Origin of the sequence: Cardinium endosymbiont of Sogatella furcifera (genome assembly GCF_003351905.1) — a bacterium.
GTDB lineage: Bacteria > Bacteroidota > Bacteroidia > Cytophagales > Amoebophilaceae > Cardinium.
Map to the genome: position 1 here is coordinate 279,378 of NZ_CP022339.1, position 14,365 is coordinate 293,742.

The 14,365-nt window shown below is 39.8% G+C and carries 14 protein-coding genes; 6 read left to right on the forward strand and 8 right to left on the reverse strand.

Annotated features, from left to right (window positions below):
• Positions 1-14 precede the first annotated feature (14 nt).
• Complete coding sequence (gene gap / locus CE557_RS01175; RefSeq protein WP_114909801.1) at positions 15-1,001, forward strand: type I glyceraldehyde-3-phosphate dehydrogenase; 987 nt, start codon at positions 15-17, stop codon at positions 999-1,001.
• Between the two features lie 531 nt (positions 1,002-1,532).
• On the opposite strand, the gene CE557_RS01180 is transcribed toward gap, so the two are convergent.
• The 7 genes from CE557_RS01180 to CE557_RS01210 all read right to left on the reverse strand — a co-directional run bounded on the left by CE557_RS01180 (position 1,533) and on the right by CE557_RS01210 (position 8,838).
• Positions 1,533-2,567, reverse strand: a complete 1,035-nt coding sequence (locus CE557_RS01180) for a lysylphosphatidylglycerol synthase transmembrane domain-containing protein (protein WP_114909802.1) — start codon at positions 2,565-2,567, stop codon at positions 1,533-1,535.
• 18 nt (positions 2,568-2,585) lie between these two features.
• Positions 2,586-2,909, reverse strand: coding sequence for an Asp-tRNA(Asn)/Glu-tRNA(Gln) amidotransferase subunit GatC (gene gatC / locus CE557_RS01185; protein ID WP_114909803.1), 324 nt, complete (start codon positions 2,907-2,909; stop codon positions 2,586-2,588).
• Between the two features lie 397 nt (positions 2,910-3,306).
• Complete coding sequence (locus CE557_RS01190) at positions 3,307-3,909, reverse strand: ankyrin repeat domain-containing protein (RefSeq protein WP_162789922.1); 603 nt, start codon at positions 3,907-3,909, stop codon at positions 3,307-3,309.
• A gap of 168 nt (positions 3,910-4,077) precedes the next feature.
• On the reverse strand, positions 4,078-5,100 hold the full coding sequence (locus CE557_RS01195; protein WP_114909805.1) for an FKBP-type peptidyl-prolyl cis-trans isomerase: 1,023 nt from the start codon (positions 5,098-5,100) through the stop codon (positions 4,078-4,080).
• 9 nt (positions 5,101-5,109) lie between these two features.
• Positions 5,110-6,114, reverse strand: coding sequence for a DHH family phosphoesterase (locus tag CE557_RS01200; protein ID WP_114909806.1), 1,005 nt, complete (start codon positions 6,112-6,114; stop codon positions 5,110-5,112).
• A 239-nt stretch (positions 6,115-6,353) separates the two neighbouring features.
• Positions 6,354-8,126, reverse strand: coding sequence for a SurA N-terminal domain-containing protein (locus tag CE557_RS01205; protein WP_114909807.1), 1,773 nt, complete (start codon positions 8,124-8,126; stop codon positions 6,354-6,356).
• Between the two features lie 238 nt (positions 8,127-8,364).
• Positions 8,365-8,838 (reverse strand): YcxB family protein, encoded by a 474-nt coding sequence (locus CE557_RS01210; RefSeq protein WP_114909808.1) that lies wholly within the window; start codon positions 8,836-8,838, stop codon positions 8,365-8,367.
• Between the two features lie 156 nt (positions 8,839-8,994).
• Between CE557_RS01210 and CE557_RS01215 the strand changes: the two genes are divergently transcribed.
• Both CE557_RS01215 and CE557_RS01220 read left to right on the forward strand, forming a co-directional pair.
• The gene (locus CE557_RS01215) at positions 8,995-10,398 is read left to right on the forward strand and encodes a sodium:proton antiporter (RefSeq protein ID WP_114909809.1); all 1,404 of its coding nucleotides are present in this window, start codon (positions 8,995-8,997) and stop codon (positions 10,396-10,398) included.
• Between the two features lie 29 nt (positions 10,399-10,427).
• Entirely contained in the window at positions 10,428-11,171 is a 744-nt protein-coding gene (locus CE557_RS01220) for a cell division protein FtsQ/DivIB (protein ID WP_114909810.1), read from the forward strand.
• 535 nt (positions 11,172-11,706) lie between these two features.
• Here CE557_RS01220 and CE557_RS01225 read toward each other — a convergent pair.
• Complete coding sequence (locus CE557_RS01225) at positions 11,707-12,021, reverse strand: DUF167 domain-containing protein (RefSeq protein WP_114909811.1); 315 nt, start codon at positions 12,019-12,021, stop codon at positions 11,707-11,709.
• Positions 12,022-12,466: 445 nt separating this feature from the next.
• Here CE557_RS01225 and CE557_RS01230 point away from each other — a divergent pair, with 445 nt between their 5' ends.
• The 3 genes from CE557_RS01230 to CE557_RS01235 all read left to right on the forward strand — a co-directional run bounded on the left by CE557_RS01230 (position 12,467) and on the right by CE557_RS01235 (position 14,356).
• Positions 12,467-12,904, forward strand: coding sequence for a hypothetical protein (locus CE557_RS01230; protein WP_162789923.1), 438 nt, complete (start codon positions 12,467-12,469; stop codon positions 12,902-12,904).
• A gap of 340 nt (positions 12,905-13,244) precedes the next feature.
• On the forward strand, positions 13,245-13,418 hold the full coding sequence (locus CE557_RS05000; protein ID WP_162789924.1) for a hypothetical protein: 174 nt from the start codon (positions 13,245-13,247) through the stop codon (positions 13,416-13,418).
• A 197-nt stretch (positions 13,419-13,615) separates the two neighbouring features.
• The gene (locus tag CE557_RS01235; protein ID WP_114909813.1) at positions 13,616-14,356 is read left to right on the forward strand and encodes a Bax inhibitor-1/YccA family protein; all 741 of its coding nucleotides are present in this window, start codon (positions 13,616-13,618) and stop codon (positions 14,354-14,356) included.
• The last annotated feature ends 9 nt before the right edge of the window (positions 14,357-14,365 follow it).

Below are 14,365 nucleotides of genomic sequence, written 5' to 3' on the forward strand. Positions count from 1 at the left end.
TATAAACGATCACTATGAAAAAAGTTGCAATTAATGGATTTGGTCGTATTGGTCGATTGGCCTTACGGAATCTTTTATCCTGTAGTGATCTACAGGTAGTAGCGCTGAATGACCTGGCCAACAGTGCTACTTTAGCCCATTTATTTAAATATGACTCTAACTACGGTCCTTTTAGGGGGCAAGTCACATGTGATGATACGAGTATAACCATAGATAACCAGCGCATCCATGTCTATGCCTCAGCGCATCCATCTGCATTGCCCTGGAAGACACTAGGTGTAGATATAGTCATAGAGGCTACAGGCCGTTTCTTAGACCAAGCAGGCGCCAGTAGCCATTTAACAGCAGGTGCCAAACAAGTAGTACTTTCTGCACCTGCTAAAGATCATACCATTCCCACTGTTGTACTGGGTATTAATGATGCGATTTTAAAAACCAAACCAGCGATTATATCTAATGCCTCTTGTACAACCAATTGTTTGGCACCCGTTGCTAAGGTATTAGACGACCATTTTGGTATAGCACAAGGGGTCATCAATACCATCCATGCCTATACAGCTGACCAATCGTTGCAAGATGCACCACATAATGATTTAAGAAGAGCAAGAGCCGCTGCACTTTCTATTATTCCTACTTCTACAGGCGCTGCCCAAGCTATAGGGCTGGTTATGCCCCATTTAGCTGGGAAACTAGATGGTATGGCCATGCGTGTGCCTGTTGCGAACGGTTCAGTGGTTGACTTTACCGCTATCCTAAAGCAAGAGGCTACTCAAAAGAGCTTAAATGAAGCAATGTATCAAGCAGCCCAGGGTCCACTTAGGCATATATTGGCCTATACAGAAGAACCGATTGTCTCTGTAGATGTAATAGGCACTACCTACTCCTCGATTGTGGATGGGAAACTCACCTATGTGGATGGTAAATTGGCAAAAATCATCAGCTGGTATGATAATGAAGGAGGATATGCCCACCGGCTGGTAGATATCATACGGTTGCTCTAAAAAGATTAAACCTTAACTGCTACATAGTATACAGTAACAAAAAAACTTTTACACAATCCTTTAGAAAGACCAAAAATTTAGTATGTGTTCAGTGCGATGGTTGTTTGCGTTAAAAGAACAACGCCCCTGAAAAAAGTCGCGGTGTAGAAAATGGCATTTTACAGATGATTTGGAAAAACAGTTTCCTTTGAAGCCCCCGAAGGGGGCGCTTTCTGTTTTTCCATCTGTAAGATGGCAGTTGCAGCGACTTTTTACCAAGGGCTTGATTTTTTGTCCCCTTTTTTATCAAGAAAAAAGGGGGAATAAAATACCTTATTAACCAGTGACGTGAACAAATACAAAATTTAAGCCATACTCTTACTCCAATGGGTTCTGTCGCGTTTGTTTTAAAGAAATGCTTACTATTTCAGTAACTGTAGTTAAAAAGTAGTGACCATGTTCAAGATTTCTGTCAAATTCATACCTTATTTTAAGTATCTTTTCACGAAACTGGTTAATAAGCCATTTTTCTTTTAAAGATGGGTTCTTAAGTTAGGGCAACTTACTCGTAAATACCCTGTGAATCCATTTAGGTAGTAAAATAGCCCCTAGTACCAAATAGAGGTAAAAAGTACAGATGCGCCATAGCAACGCAATCAATAAAGTATAATCACCTAACATAGGTTCAAAAAACTTCTGAAACCAGAATTCTGCAATGCCGCTCCCACCCGGAGAAACAGGTAGCAACATCAGGGCCCACATCACAATTTGTCTGCCCCAAATGGCTAGGTGCTGACCAAAGGAAATAGGGCAATAAGCAGCCATCAAACAATTCATCAAAACATATCGAACCATCCAGGTTAAAAGGGTACAAAGCAATATTTTAGACCAAAAAATAGGGAACCTTCCTCTAAACTCATGTGAAGTAACGATGATATCTTTACTTAACTGATAAGCTGATCGACGCCACCGCTTCAAAAAACCGATACTGGTTATACGCATTAAAATCCATTTTAAGGGCTTGGGATTGACAAACACACCAATGGTCATCACCAAGTTATAAAGAAAGAAAAAAGCATAAGTACTAAAAAAAAAGGCTTTGATGCCACTACTCAGTTGACCTGCAATAACAAAAATGGAGTCATATGCCCCCCCCAAACCGAATGAACCAGCTAGAAGAAAGAACAGATTATCCACTATCCCGGTCACAATAACATAGGCAATGGACCTACCAAATGATAATCCTTCTTTAGATAAGAGAAAAATGGCTACTAGCCCTCCTCCTACCACGGATGGTGTAACAGCAGTGCCAAACTCCCAAAGAATGGTCACATAAAAACAACTCGTCCAACTCAAAGTATGGTTGCTCAAGATCCGTAATCTATACATATGGCCCACCTCACGCAATACAATGGCTAATAAAGTCATAAACAGATAATACCAATTAGGTGCACTTAATAATGTAATGACCTCAAGTGAAATTTTACCAGATCTATAGAATAAAAAACCAGTAATCGCTAGTCCACATATTATAGGGAACCATACCTTTTTAACATTTAATGTTTTAAGTGCCTCTTGAGCATCCATATATATCGTATTATTAATTTAACTTGGTTCAGCTAAGTCTGCATGCGCAGCAATCCCTTTCACAGTAGGAACCCTGAAATAATTTGAATCACTGCTAGGGGCAAGCGCTAGCGCCTGCTCATGTGAAAGCCAATTCGATACCACATCTGACCGTAAACTAGTAGATGCCAATCTATAAGATTCTTCTACAACAACACTATTATCCACATCAAGTTCATCTAGCTGATTGACCCAATCTACCATGGCATTTAAGTCATGGAGCATAGTGTCCCGCTCATGCGGCGGCAATTCAAGGCGACACAGATAGGCCAATTTATTTAAAAGATCATTATCAATAACCATACACAGACTAAATAAAAAATTTTACCAATCTAAAATTATTTTAAGCAGAACAAAATAGCTGTCAGCGCAGATAAAAAAGATACAATGAGTCTCTCTTCTAGTCACTGATTTTTTGTATTAAAAACAAAAAACCCTCAAAAAAGTCGCGGTGTAGCAAGTGTCATCTAAGAGATGATTGGGAAAAACAGTTTCCTTTAAATCCCCAAAGGGGGCGCTTGCTGTTTTTCCATCTCTCAGATGACACCTGCAGCAACTTTTTACCGAGGGCTTGATTTTTTGCTTACTTTTTTATCAAGAAAAAAGTAAAAATAAAATTGCTTTACTAACCAGTGGCGTACATAGACACTAAAATGAAAGCACACATAAGCTACGTACAGTATGATACCGATTGCATTCTTTATAGTTTTGAAGCAATAGGATGCAAGGTTACTAAATACAATTTAACAATAACTTCGTTGTTTATAGCATCTTCGTTTTTTATAGCATAGTCAAATGGGACTTTACCAAAGCTATCCTTCTTATTTGGATCTAAGGACAATGCCAATAATCGCTCCACTATTTTAGGGCTTTCCGTATCGTCTAACGCAGCTGCATAGTGCAATAAGGTTTTACCATCTTGACCCCGTATCTTTAGCTTATTCAGATCTATTGCTTTTTGAATCAACTGCTTTACAGCGGATGCATTAGATTCCTTGTGTGCCCAATCTAAGGGTATCCATCCAGCGTTATCTTGCTTATCTATCGCTGCACCTGCATCAAGCAACATTTTAATAATAGAACCTTTTCTATCATAACAACAGGCCCAACCTAAAGGCGGATTGCCATAGAAATCTGGTGCATTAGGATCTGCACCTTGACGCAAACAGCTATCCACTTTTTTAGGGTTACCTTTTTTTATCGCCGTAATCAAATCAGGCTGTTCTGATTCCTGTTCACTAGACCTACACCTGCTTGCTTGTAGGGAATAAAAGATTAGAATAGCTAAAGCTAGGCATCGCATATCACAAGCCAATAAAATAAATCAGAAAGAGCAACCCAAGCAATAGCCTTATTATATAGATCTTTACATCTGTACCAAAATAGAAGGTAAAAACAGCCAGACCAAAGTATGCAACAGGCAATTATCTATAAGGGCATAACCAATGTACCACAATTGGCATGCATCTTATTACTTACCCTTTTTCAAAGTTTTTGACGCATCTACAGTTTTTGATGCATCAGACTCGAGCACATCTACCACCTCAACTTCAAACAAGAGAATGGAATTGGCAGGAATAAGCTTTCCTATCGCATTTGGACCATAGGCCAAAGCAGATGGTATAAAAAAACGTGCTTTTTCATGCTTCTTGAGCAATAATAAACCTTCATCCCATCCTTTAATCACATAGCCAAGACCTACTTTAAACTCAAATGGTTGGTAGGGCCTTTGTGCATTATAAATATTGTGCGCCTTAGCTACCTCTTCTACACTGGTATCAAACACCGTACCATCTAATAGCCTACCGGTATAATGGACTTTAATGGTCTTGCCCTTACCCACAGGAATGGCATCAGAAACGTGATCAATACTATAAAAAAGACCAGAATCTGTGGTAGATGCTTCAATATGCTGCGCAGCTAAATAATCAGTAATCAGCTGCTTGTCTTTAGCTAATTGGGTCGTACGACGCGTTTCTAGCATTTGGTGGTATGCTTCGTCAGTCATAATCTCATTTAATTTAATATCCATTACAAATTCATCCTCTTTATTTAAATCGAGCTGCTTTAAAATCTGCTCTAAACGTTCCGGATCTTTTTCTTCCAGATAGTCTGCAGGCGCACATTTAAAAACCATATGTTGCTTACCTTGCATCATACCAATCATCTCAGCCAACTTCTTATTTTCCGATTGAAAAGAGGACTCAAACTGCAAGAAAAAAGGCTCCGGTCGATTGATTAATATTATTTCTTTAGGGTCACTTTTTTTATCTTTTGTTCCTTTTTTAGGGATTGCTTTCATGACAAAAGAGAATTCAAACCACTCGCCATCCTTTACTTTTCTTCCGTTACCTTTTTTCCCTATCGATTTATAAGAAAGGCCCGATGGGGTAGTAAGAAAAGGATAACCATAACAATGGTACTGATGATTATACCAGACAAGTCCTATAACAAGGGTCATAAATATCCAGGCGCATACTACTTTACGTTTCATATAATATAATTAAAAATTAAGGTGAAGGTCTTGCAATATTTTTTCAAATTGATCCACGGTTTCTGTTAAACTTAAATGAGAAACGCCCCCTGCAGCATTCTTATGGCCCCCACCACTAAAGTATTTTTTGGCAATTAAGTTAGCCGGTATGTCACCAACAGATCGCAGAGAAAGGTATACCATCTCATCTTTTTCTTTTAGCACAGCGGCTAACGATATACCTTTTAAGGAAAGCGCATAATCTACCAAGCCTTCTGTATCCCCACTCTTTAAATCGTACCTTTTATAATCGTCTTTTTGAATCACAAAATAGGCCACATGCAAGGCAGGCAACACAACCAAACGCTGGCTAACTGCAAAACTAAAAAAATGCAACCTGTTGAGCGACTTATTGTCGTAAATAAGCCGCTGTACCTTAAAAGGATCTACCCCATACGCTATCAAATCGGCTGCAATGCGATGCGTAATAGACCGCGTATTGGGATTTTTAAACGAGTTGGTATCGGTTACAATACCCGTATACAAACAAGTAGCAACTGGAAGAGTGACCTTTTCTTTCTGCCCCAATGCTTCAAAAATTTGAAACAATACCTCTGCACTAGCAGCTGCTTTAGGATCCCATAATAAAAGGTTTGCAAAGTTTTCCGGCTCTATATGATGGTCAATAATAACCTTAAATGCATCAGATTGCTTTAATATATAGGCCCACTCATCCAAACGGCTGGCAGCAGAGAAGTCTACACAAAAAAGTAAATCGATGGTCTTGATTTGCGCTAATAAAGCTTCCTGTGTGTAATGCGCTGCTACGATCACCGTATCTACCCCCGGTAGCCAAGAGAGAAAGGTAGGATAGGCTGTGGGCGCAATGACATGAACGGAATGGCCCTGCTCCCTAAGAAACAAAGCCAAAGCTAACGAAGTCCCAAGTGCATCTCCATCAGGTCTAGCATGCATGACCACTGCAATCTGCTTAGGACTGGCTAACTGCTCTTTTAGAATAGATATATCGTACATATATAGGCAATCTAATAAAAATTTATGATATGGAAAAATATATGGGCCTATAACCAGATGGTTCGTAAAAGCATCCTAGCTAAAATAGGCCACCATCCCTAGGCTATTGCATGCAATAGATACCAAGTGTACCTATTGCAACCATAGACCTTTTGGTAATGGCATGAGCTATAAGTGGGGTCGCTCTAGGCCAAACTTAGCAGATGTATATGAACCATACCGAGACCTATAGGTAAAATTTATTCAACTTTATACCTTTCATCAGTAACTTGTGCCAATTCTTCCATAGCACTACCTATGTAATAGGGCTGTATCCACCGTTCTACCTGTCTCGTTTGGTCATTATGCTTGGCTGATGCGGCGGCTGTATCTTTATTGCTTACACAAGCTATAAAAATACCTTGATCATCAATAATCGGATCACTTAAAACATTTAACCCTAACCCAAAACATTTTCCTACAAAAACTTGGGCTTTTTTAAGCTGGTGATCATCTTTTTCCAAAAAACACAACCGCTCCACCGATTGTATGGTCAGCCCTTCACCATATTGCTCTGCTATACCCTGCAACGTGGTAGCCTTGATGCATTTGAGTTTATCTAAAATTATTTTGGCTTTTTCTTGATGTAAGACCTTTGCATATACTTTTCGGAAAACCGAATCTAAAGGAACCAAATCACCTGGCTTAACCTGATCCACCATAACCGCCAATAGATAGACGTTCCCTAAATCAAACAACGGAGAGACCTTGCCTACCGTGGCCTGATTGTAGAGCCAGCAAACCACCTTTCGAGCAGCTGCATGCGGACCAATAGAGCCATCAGATGGTGCAACGGTCTCTTTTTGAATGGTTAAGTGCGCATGCGTAGCCAATTGCTCTAAATCAGCCAACCCTTTTACAGAATCAGTAAGCTGCTGCACCTGCCTAAAATACTTATTACGTGTCTGGTCACTGACCAAAGGCTTTTTCTCAATAACAGCGATTTCATAATGGCCTTTCTCTACTTTAATCAGCTTATACAAGGTGTGGAAAGCATCATTTACAACGGGACCTACTACCATACCCGCCTTTAGGGTGTGTTTGATGGTAGTGAAGGCACTAGGCAACGTATCCGCTGTACAGACCAAACGTGTATCTTCAAGATGGCCATCGGTATGCTGTTTAGAAAAGGCATATGGATCTGTTGTAGTAGAAAACTGAACAACAAGATTATTTAATTCTTTTTGAAAATCATCACTATCAGATTTATTTTGTTGAACAGGGAAAGCAATATAGTGAATGGTTTTGAGCGCTGATAAAGCGGTATACTGGTTTTTATGAGCAGCCATATAGTCTCGTAATTGCTGATTGGTCAGTCGAACCAAATCATCTTGAATCGAGGAAAAGGGAATATAAAGATAGTCTACCTTACAGAACAGGCCAGCCTGTTGTGCAGCGTGCGCCACTTCCAATGTAGTAGTAAAACAACTTTGCACCATGAGTTGATGCAACTTTTTGACCGCTCTTTTTTGGGCAAGATCTTGTTCAACCTGACACCACCAGACTTGCTCACTTTTAGATAAATTATTGAGATAGTTCAATAATTTTTGCTTATCAAAATCACCTGTTTTAGGATCTTTAAACGCAGCTCTAAGTTCTGTATCAATATGTTCCCCCTGCACCAAATCGACGAGCTCTTGACTCCCTACCGCAATACCAGCCTGCTTGAGTTCTTTCCTATAAAGCATGCGCTCAATTAACTGACGCCATGCATAATCCCTTAAACGTAGCTGATCCGCTTCCTTGGGCTGCTTCCCTTGACTAGCCAGATTACGACAAATCGTTTCATACATTTTATGGTAATCGACGTAGCTAATTTTTTCACCAGATAACCGACCAATTTGATCTTTACTACTAAAAAGATAGGGGATGACACGCGCCAACTCACTACCCAAAAACATAACCACCAAAAAAGAGACCACCATCACAACAAAGGTATTGCCACTCTTTCTAATATTTCCAAGAATTGCCATTTATAGAGATGCTTTAAATGTAAACCCACACCAACCATACTACCCCCTATTGCGAATTTACCGCCTAATCGGATAGGATCAAAATAAGACCATCGATTAGGCAGTTTGCGAAATGCTATCGGGCAATTGGTCCGTCGATCCAGTACCTCAATCCTCACCCAGGCCTTGTACGCTGTGGTCTTGCATACCTTTTTTCACTCATCAACTTTTTTCGAAAAAAATCTAGGATAAGCCATAGTTACTTTAACAGCCCTTTGCGTTGCAAGACAGTTGTAAAAAATTTGATCTCATTATCTCCATGGAAGATTTTAAATGGAAGATAAAAAAACTGCACCTTAGATAACACCAATAGAAAATATCCTTTCCCTTTATAAGCCTTCCGAATTTCTGTCCATGATATGGGCATGGCCTGTTTTGCATTGAGCTGCATGATCAACTGCTGGTTGTTAATTTCATATACGACACGCTCAAAAATAGGACGATTGGTATCTAATTGTGTAAGTCCATAGAGCTGAACCAGCCAAAAAATCAGATAACAGATAAAACCGATGATACCGACCAACACAAACCAGATCGTCTTGATAAAAAAGGTACTACTCATCAAAAGCGCAAGCAGAGGAAAAATCCACCACTGCATGCGTAAAATATTTTGTATCCCTAATTTTACATAAAGACCATTCGACATTTTATATTTTTTTGTTTTGACAATCATAATATTCAGATAATAACTAAATAACGAGCGCTGGATAGCCCAGCCAGCTAGGCTATAGTTTTTTTATTTAAAACACCTGGTGAATATAGTGATTTTACCTATAACTTAACTATATTGCTTGCGCTGAGTGCGTAGGACAGATAAAACCTAAAATCTATGTTTGCTACATTGCCCTTGTTATCTCTTAAGGCTACTGCCGCTACCCTATCGAATGGCATTCAGTATGGTACGAATGGTAGCCTAACGGTTCCTCCATTTTGGTTGGCCATACCTTTTATCCTTTTATTATTGATGATTGCTACTGGTCCGCTTTTCTTTCCTACTTTTTGGCACAAACATTACCCAAAGGTAGCCATATTGTTGGCTACTTTCGTTATGGTATACTACTGTACCGTCCTAGAAAACAAACTCAAACCTGTAGAAGCCGCAGCGGAATACGTACAGTTTATGGCTTTGATTACTGCTTTATACATGGCCACTGGCGGCATTGCCATTAAAGTACACAGACGTGTTACACCATTTATAAACATCATCCTACTTTTCACCGGTGGCTTATTTGCCAACTTAATTGGCACCACGGGGGCTTCTATGCTGTTTATACGTCCTTATTTAGGCTTAAATAGAGGCCGCATTAAAGTCTATCATATTGTCTTTTTTATCTTTATAGTTAGCAATATAGGGGGCGCATTAACGCCTATTGGAGACCCCCCCCTATTTTTAGGATTTCTTAAAGGGGTGCCTTTTGCATGGACTTTAATGCACAACAGCCTCCCTTGGCTGATGGCCCTTGTGCTATTATTGTCTATTTTTTACTTTTTTGAACGCAGCAACAAGGCAGTGCCAACGGATGCGCCCTGCGCAGGTATCGTTTCCATTGCAGGTAGTAAAAATTTCATTTGGTTGGTGCTGATTATTGGTGCCGTCTTTTTAGATCCAACCATTTGCACATGGTTGCCTACCATTGATTACCATGGCCATCCTATTTCTTTTGTACGTGAGTTGATTATGCTGACCATAGCTACGCTTGCCTTTTATACTGCCAACAAACAAGTACTTCTATCCAATGGATTTAGTCTTGCACCTTTAAATGAGGTCTGTTTAATCTTTATAGGTATCTTTGGTACCATGATCCCCGCACTTGAATTAATTGGCAGCTTTGCGGCATCCGAAGTGGGTAAACAGCTGATTACACCTACTACTTTATATTGGGGAACGGGATTTTTTTCCTCTGTTTTGGATAACGCACCTACCTACCTTAACTTTGTAGCGGCCAGTATGGCTGCACAAGGGGGCAGTATTGAACAGTTAGCCGATGTGCAAGCCTATGCAGCAGGAGGCATCTACCCTGACTCAGTCACTAAATTAAGCGCCATTGCTTTAGCTTCGGTTTTTTTTGGTGCCATGACCTATATTGGCAATGGCCCTAACTTTATGGTTAAAGCAATTGCTGAACAAGCAGGCGTCACCATGCCTCCCTTTGGACGCTATATCTTTCGGTTTTCTATGCCTATTTTACTTCCTATACTTTTTATGATTTGGGTATTTTTCTTTGCATTGTAACCCAATAAAGATCATCGCTTATATATTCAATGGGTCAAACAGCCAAGAGCGTAGTCTCTTTGTTTTTAACGGTTGGTCTATGCGTATCGCTACTGTTTGTGGGCAAAAAGCATGCTACTTTACTATGCGAAGCTATAGAAATCTCCATCAAGGAGGAACCAGGACAATCTTTTATAACCCCTAAAGAAGTCATGAACTGCTTAGCATCTACCTACAAAATCTCATTACAAAAAACACCACTCAAAAATATCCACACACATGCCATACAACATCACCTTGCCAGCCACCCATTTATAAAAAATGTATGGGTCTATAAAACCTGGCAGGGCATCTTAAAAATTTGCTTAGAAACCAAATATTGTATAGCCCGTATCATCAACCGAACGGAGCCCAATGAGGTCTACCTGGATGAAGCCGGCTGCTTGCTAGAGGCCAAAGGCCTACCCTTACTGCGCCTGCTGATTATAACGGGTCAAAATATAGGTATAGCAAACAACACGCTGCGCGACAAGGGCTTATTAGCGTTGTTACACTTCATTTATAAGCATCCCTTTTGGAAACGACAGATTACAAGCTTAGAGGTAACAGCCCATGGCAAAATCATACTGGGTACACAAGTAGGTGGACACCAAATCACATTCGGAAAGGCAGAAAACATAGACGAAAAATTTGAGAAACTATGGCTTTTCTATACCCAGGTTATTCCTTATAAAGGATGGAAAGCATACCATCTTGTAAATGTAGAATTTGACAATCAGCTGATTTGCGAATAAGTATAGGTGCCAACAAGGCCATCTCCTTATCTGTATCTGTTCAAAAAATGGCGTCAACTTAAGGATTTTTTATTGATTTTCAAATAAAAATATCTATTCGCGCCATTGGTTAGCAATGAATTTTATCCCACTTATATTTTAATAAAAAAGTGGACAAAAAATCAAGCCCTCGGTAAAAAGTCGCTGAAAGTGCCATCCTACAGATGGAAAAACAGAAAGCGCCCCCTTTGGGGGCTTCAAAGCAAACTGTTTTTCCTAATCATCTGTAACATGCCACTTTCTAAACCGCAACTTTTTACAGGGGCGTTGTTCTTTTTAAGTGAATTGAATAGATATATTTGCTGTTATTTCGTCAAGTTAAGTCGATTATGTCCGCCGATAAAAAAACTTGGTGGCCATAGGCAACTACCTATACGCATTAGCCATTGCTATCGCTGTGTTAGCATAGATATTCTTTAAGATAACGCTACTGGCTGAACACATACTTTTCTTGATAAAAAAAGTAAGCAAAAAACCAGTGACTGGAACAGACACCCTAAAAAAGCGTAGGCAATGGGTTTTGTTTCGGTAGCTGCTCAGCCAATAGCGCAGACCATGGGGCAATCTTAAAAGTTTTACGACGTGCCGTAGCGCCGCTTACTAAGCTAATATTGCTTTTGGCTATACGCAACGTTTTAGCCAAAAGTGCCACAATCGCTTGATTGGCTTTACCCCCCTCAGGAGGAGCCATAACACGGAGCTGCAATATATATTTCCCTCCTTCCTCTATCCAGTGTTCAATTTTATCTTGATGGCTTTTAGGTTTTGCATAAATATGCAAAAAGTATACAACGTGATCAGATGCGGTCATAGGGTCCACTTAAAGCATAGATACTACTGATGATTAAACAATATACCACTTTCCCATGGATGATGGATCACTCCCTGGCAATCCCCACCCTATCTTAACTTGTATCCCCACCTTATTATCTACTGCGTGCCCAATGGCTTCACTTTTACAATGGTACTATCCTATATCTGTTATACGTTCCAGTCACTGGGCGTTTATTGTTAAAAACAAATGCCTTACGAACCAGTGGCGTGCATAGAAAGGCTATCCCTAAGTGGATACCATAGGTTAAAGAGCTATAGATTACAAATCAATTATTTATATCAAATCTTATGCGTCAACCATCGATGAACAGGCTGCATACATTTTGATATTACTTTAATTTTTCTTAGTATGAAAAAATTAACAACAAATTTTTCAACACCTGTTACGAGGAGTCAATTGTGCAGATTATATTAAACTAATTATGATAATGATAATGATTAGACTAATAAAAATCAATCTTTTATTGATTTTGAGCTACACTACTTCTTCATGTAGTCATCTAACTGAACCCATTTTAGTAAATATAAAGCGGACATGGGGCATGAGGAAGCATACCCCCCCCCCCCAGGCCATTAACCACTACAATCCTTTAAAAGCCATACGAGATACAGTGCATAAAATCATTCCCTCTGTTATCCCGAATTTAAGGCAAACCTATATCAGGCAGATAAATCAGACGCAACCTAGAGAAGACAGGCTACTCCCTAGTAGCATCCATCCATCGCTAAAAGATATAAATCAGGAGCAACCTAGAGGAAACAGGCTACCCACTAGTAGCATCCATCCATCACCAAGAGATGAAGCATCAATGGATCACCTAAAGTGGTTGATAGCGATCCATTCAGATGAAATCAAATAACATAACAAAAAAAAATTATAGGTATATACATGATGGCTACATGTTTTCCTATTCACCCAAGGCATATGACAAGCAATCGGGCCGTCATAACGAATTTCATCCGACCATGGGATTACACGCTGGGCGATAGATTCTGGCCATAAAGAAATGGTAGAAGCACTAATCCGAGAGGCTCCCCTGGTGCATATCGGTAGAAAAAGTAACGCTCTTGACTTGTCTCTGCTATTAAACTACGCCATAGCGTTTGGAACCACAGCAATAGTAAAAGCTTTACTGGATACAGGCCAACCCAAACCAGATATATGATCGCAATAAGCCACTTATATAGGGGAATAGATTGATGCTTGCAGAGATATATGACCGAAAAGATATAGCCAATATTATTCATCATCCATATAACAAACTATATGCGCACCATCTGCTCGTCGAGGCAGCTAAAGTAGATAACCATGCAGAAGAAGCAATCTATACTATACTAACGGATGCAGGCTGGATACCACCTCAAATCTACTAAAATAAACCGTTTTAAATCGCACACCCAATCGCCTGCGGGCCATCACAGGGTGCCCAAACCATCCATTTTACGGTAGGACAACAGTGGCTGACGCAAAGAGACAACAGATGTCTCTTGCAAAGCAGTATTGGATGCTATGCTATTATTTTCTAAATTCGACTAGTGGTGTAGAGACTAACTATTAAAGATGAAGCATAATGAATGATTATATAAAAGATTATACACGCGCTAGGCGAGCTGTGGATGGTGGTTTGCAGCGTTATATGGTTAAGGTATATCTGCATATGACGCTTGGGCTGTTGATTACAGCTGTTGCAGCTGCTGCTGCCTTTACTTTTCCCCCTTTAACCAATCTACTTTTTAAATTGGACCAATGGGGAGATATAGTGGGGCGTACTATGTTGGGCTATGGGTTGATGTTTGCGCCATTTTGCATTGCGATCTATCTATCAGGTAGCTTTTTTAGATCAACCTTTACACGGTCGCGTTTCCTTTTAGGGCTGTATGCTATGCTGATGGGTATGTCATTGGCTGAATTAGCTTTTTTTTATACGATTGATTCTTTGCATAAAACGGTCCTTATAACGGCTTTTACCTTTGGAGCGATGAGTATCTATGGTTACACGACTAACCGTGATTTAACCTCTGTTGGCTCTTTTTGTATGATGGCTATTTGGGGGTTGATGATCAGTGCTGTAGTAAATATTTTTTTTCAGAGCGATCTGATTCATTTTCTAGGCAGCTTTATAGGCGTAATTGTATGCATCGCGCTTATAGCTTATAACACGCAAAAATTAAAAACCCTCTATTATGAGGTACAGGAAACAGCATTAGCAGAAAAAGCTGCCCTAATGGGTGCCTTTTCACTTTATCTTAGCTTCTTAAACCTGTTTGTATACCTATTGCGTTTTTTAGGCGCACAAAAAAGAAGAGATTAACACCCCTAC

What these genes read in the sequence shown, in the direction of transcription:
- CE557_RS01205 (WP_114909807.1), bottom strand. Translation starts at nt 8,126, where the DNA reads ATGGCAATTCTTGGAAATATTAGAAAGAGTGGCAATACCTTTGTTGTG.
- CE557_RS01180 (WP_114909802.1), bottom strand. Translation starts at nt 2,567, where the DNA reads ATGGATGCTCAAGAGGCACTTAAAACATTAAATGTTAAAAAGGTATGG.
- gap (WP_114909801.1), top strand. Translation starts at nt 15, where the DNA reads ATGAAAAAAGTTGCAATTAATGGATTTGGTCGTATTGGTCGATTGGCC.
- gatC (WP_114909803.1), bottom strand. Translation starts at nt 2,909, where the DNA reads ATGGTTATTGATAATGATCTTTTAAATAAATTGGCCTATCTGTGTCGC.
- CE557_RS01230 (WP_162789923.1), top strand. Translation starts at nt 12,467, where the DNA reads ATGATAATGATAATGATTAGACTAATAAAAATCAATCTTTTATTGATT.
- CE557_RS05000 (WP_162789924.1), top strand. Translation starts at nt 13,245, where the DNA reads ATGCTTGCAGAGATATATGACCGAAAAGATATAGCCAATATTATTCAT.
- CE557_RS01235 (WP_114909813.1), top strand. Translation starts at nt 13,616, where the DNA reads ATGAATGATTATATAAAAGATTATACACGCGCTAGGCGAGCTGTGGAT.
- CE557_RS01215 (WP_114909809.1), top strand. Translation starts at nt 8,995, where the DNA reads ATGTTTGCTACATTGCCCTTGTTATCTCTTAAGGCTACTGCCGCTACC.
- CE557_RS01220 (WP_114909810.1), top strand. Translation starts at nt 10,428, where the DNA reads ATGGGTCAAACAGCCAAGAGCGTAGTCTCTTTGTTTTTAACGGTTGGT.
- CE557_RS01195 (WP_114909805.1), bottom strand. Translation starts at nt 5,100, where the DNA reads ATGAAACGTAAAGTAGTATGCGCCTGGATATTTATGACCCTTGTTATA.
- CE557_RS01200 (WP_114909806.1), bottom strand. Translation starts at nt 6,114, where the DNA reads ATGTACGATATATCTATTCTAAAAGAGCAGTTAGCCAGTCCTAAGCAG.
- CE557_RS01225 (WP_114909811.1), bottom strand. Translation starts at nt 12,021, where the DNA reads ATGACCGCATCTGATCACGTTGTATACTTTTTGCATATTTATGCAAAA.
- CE557_RS01190 (WP_162789922.1), bottom strand. Translation starts at nt 3,909, where the DNA reads ATGCGATGCCTAGCTTTAGCTATTCTAATCTTTTATTCCCTACAAGCA.
- CE557_RS01210 (WP_114909808.1), bottom strand. Translation starts at nt 8,838, where the DNA reads ATGATTGTCAAAACAAAAAAATATAAAATGTCGAATGGTCTTTATGTA.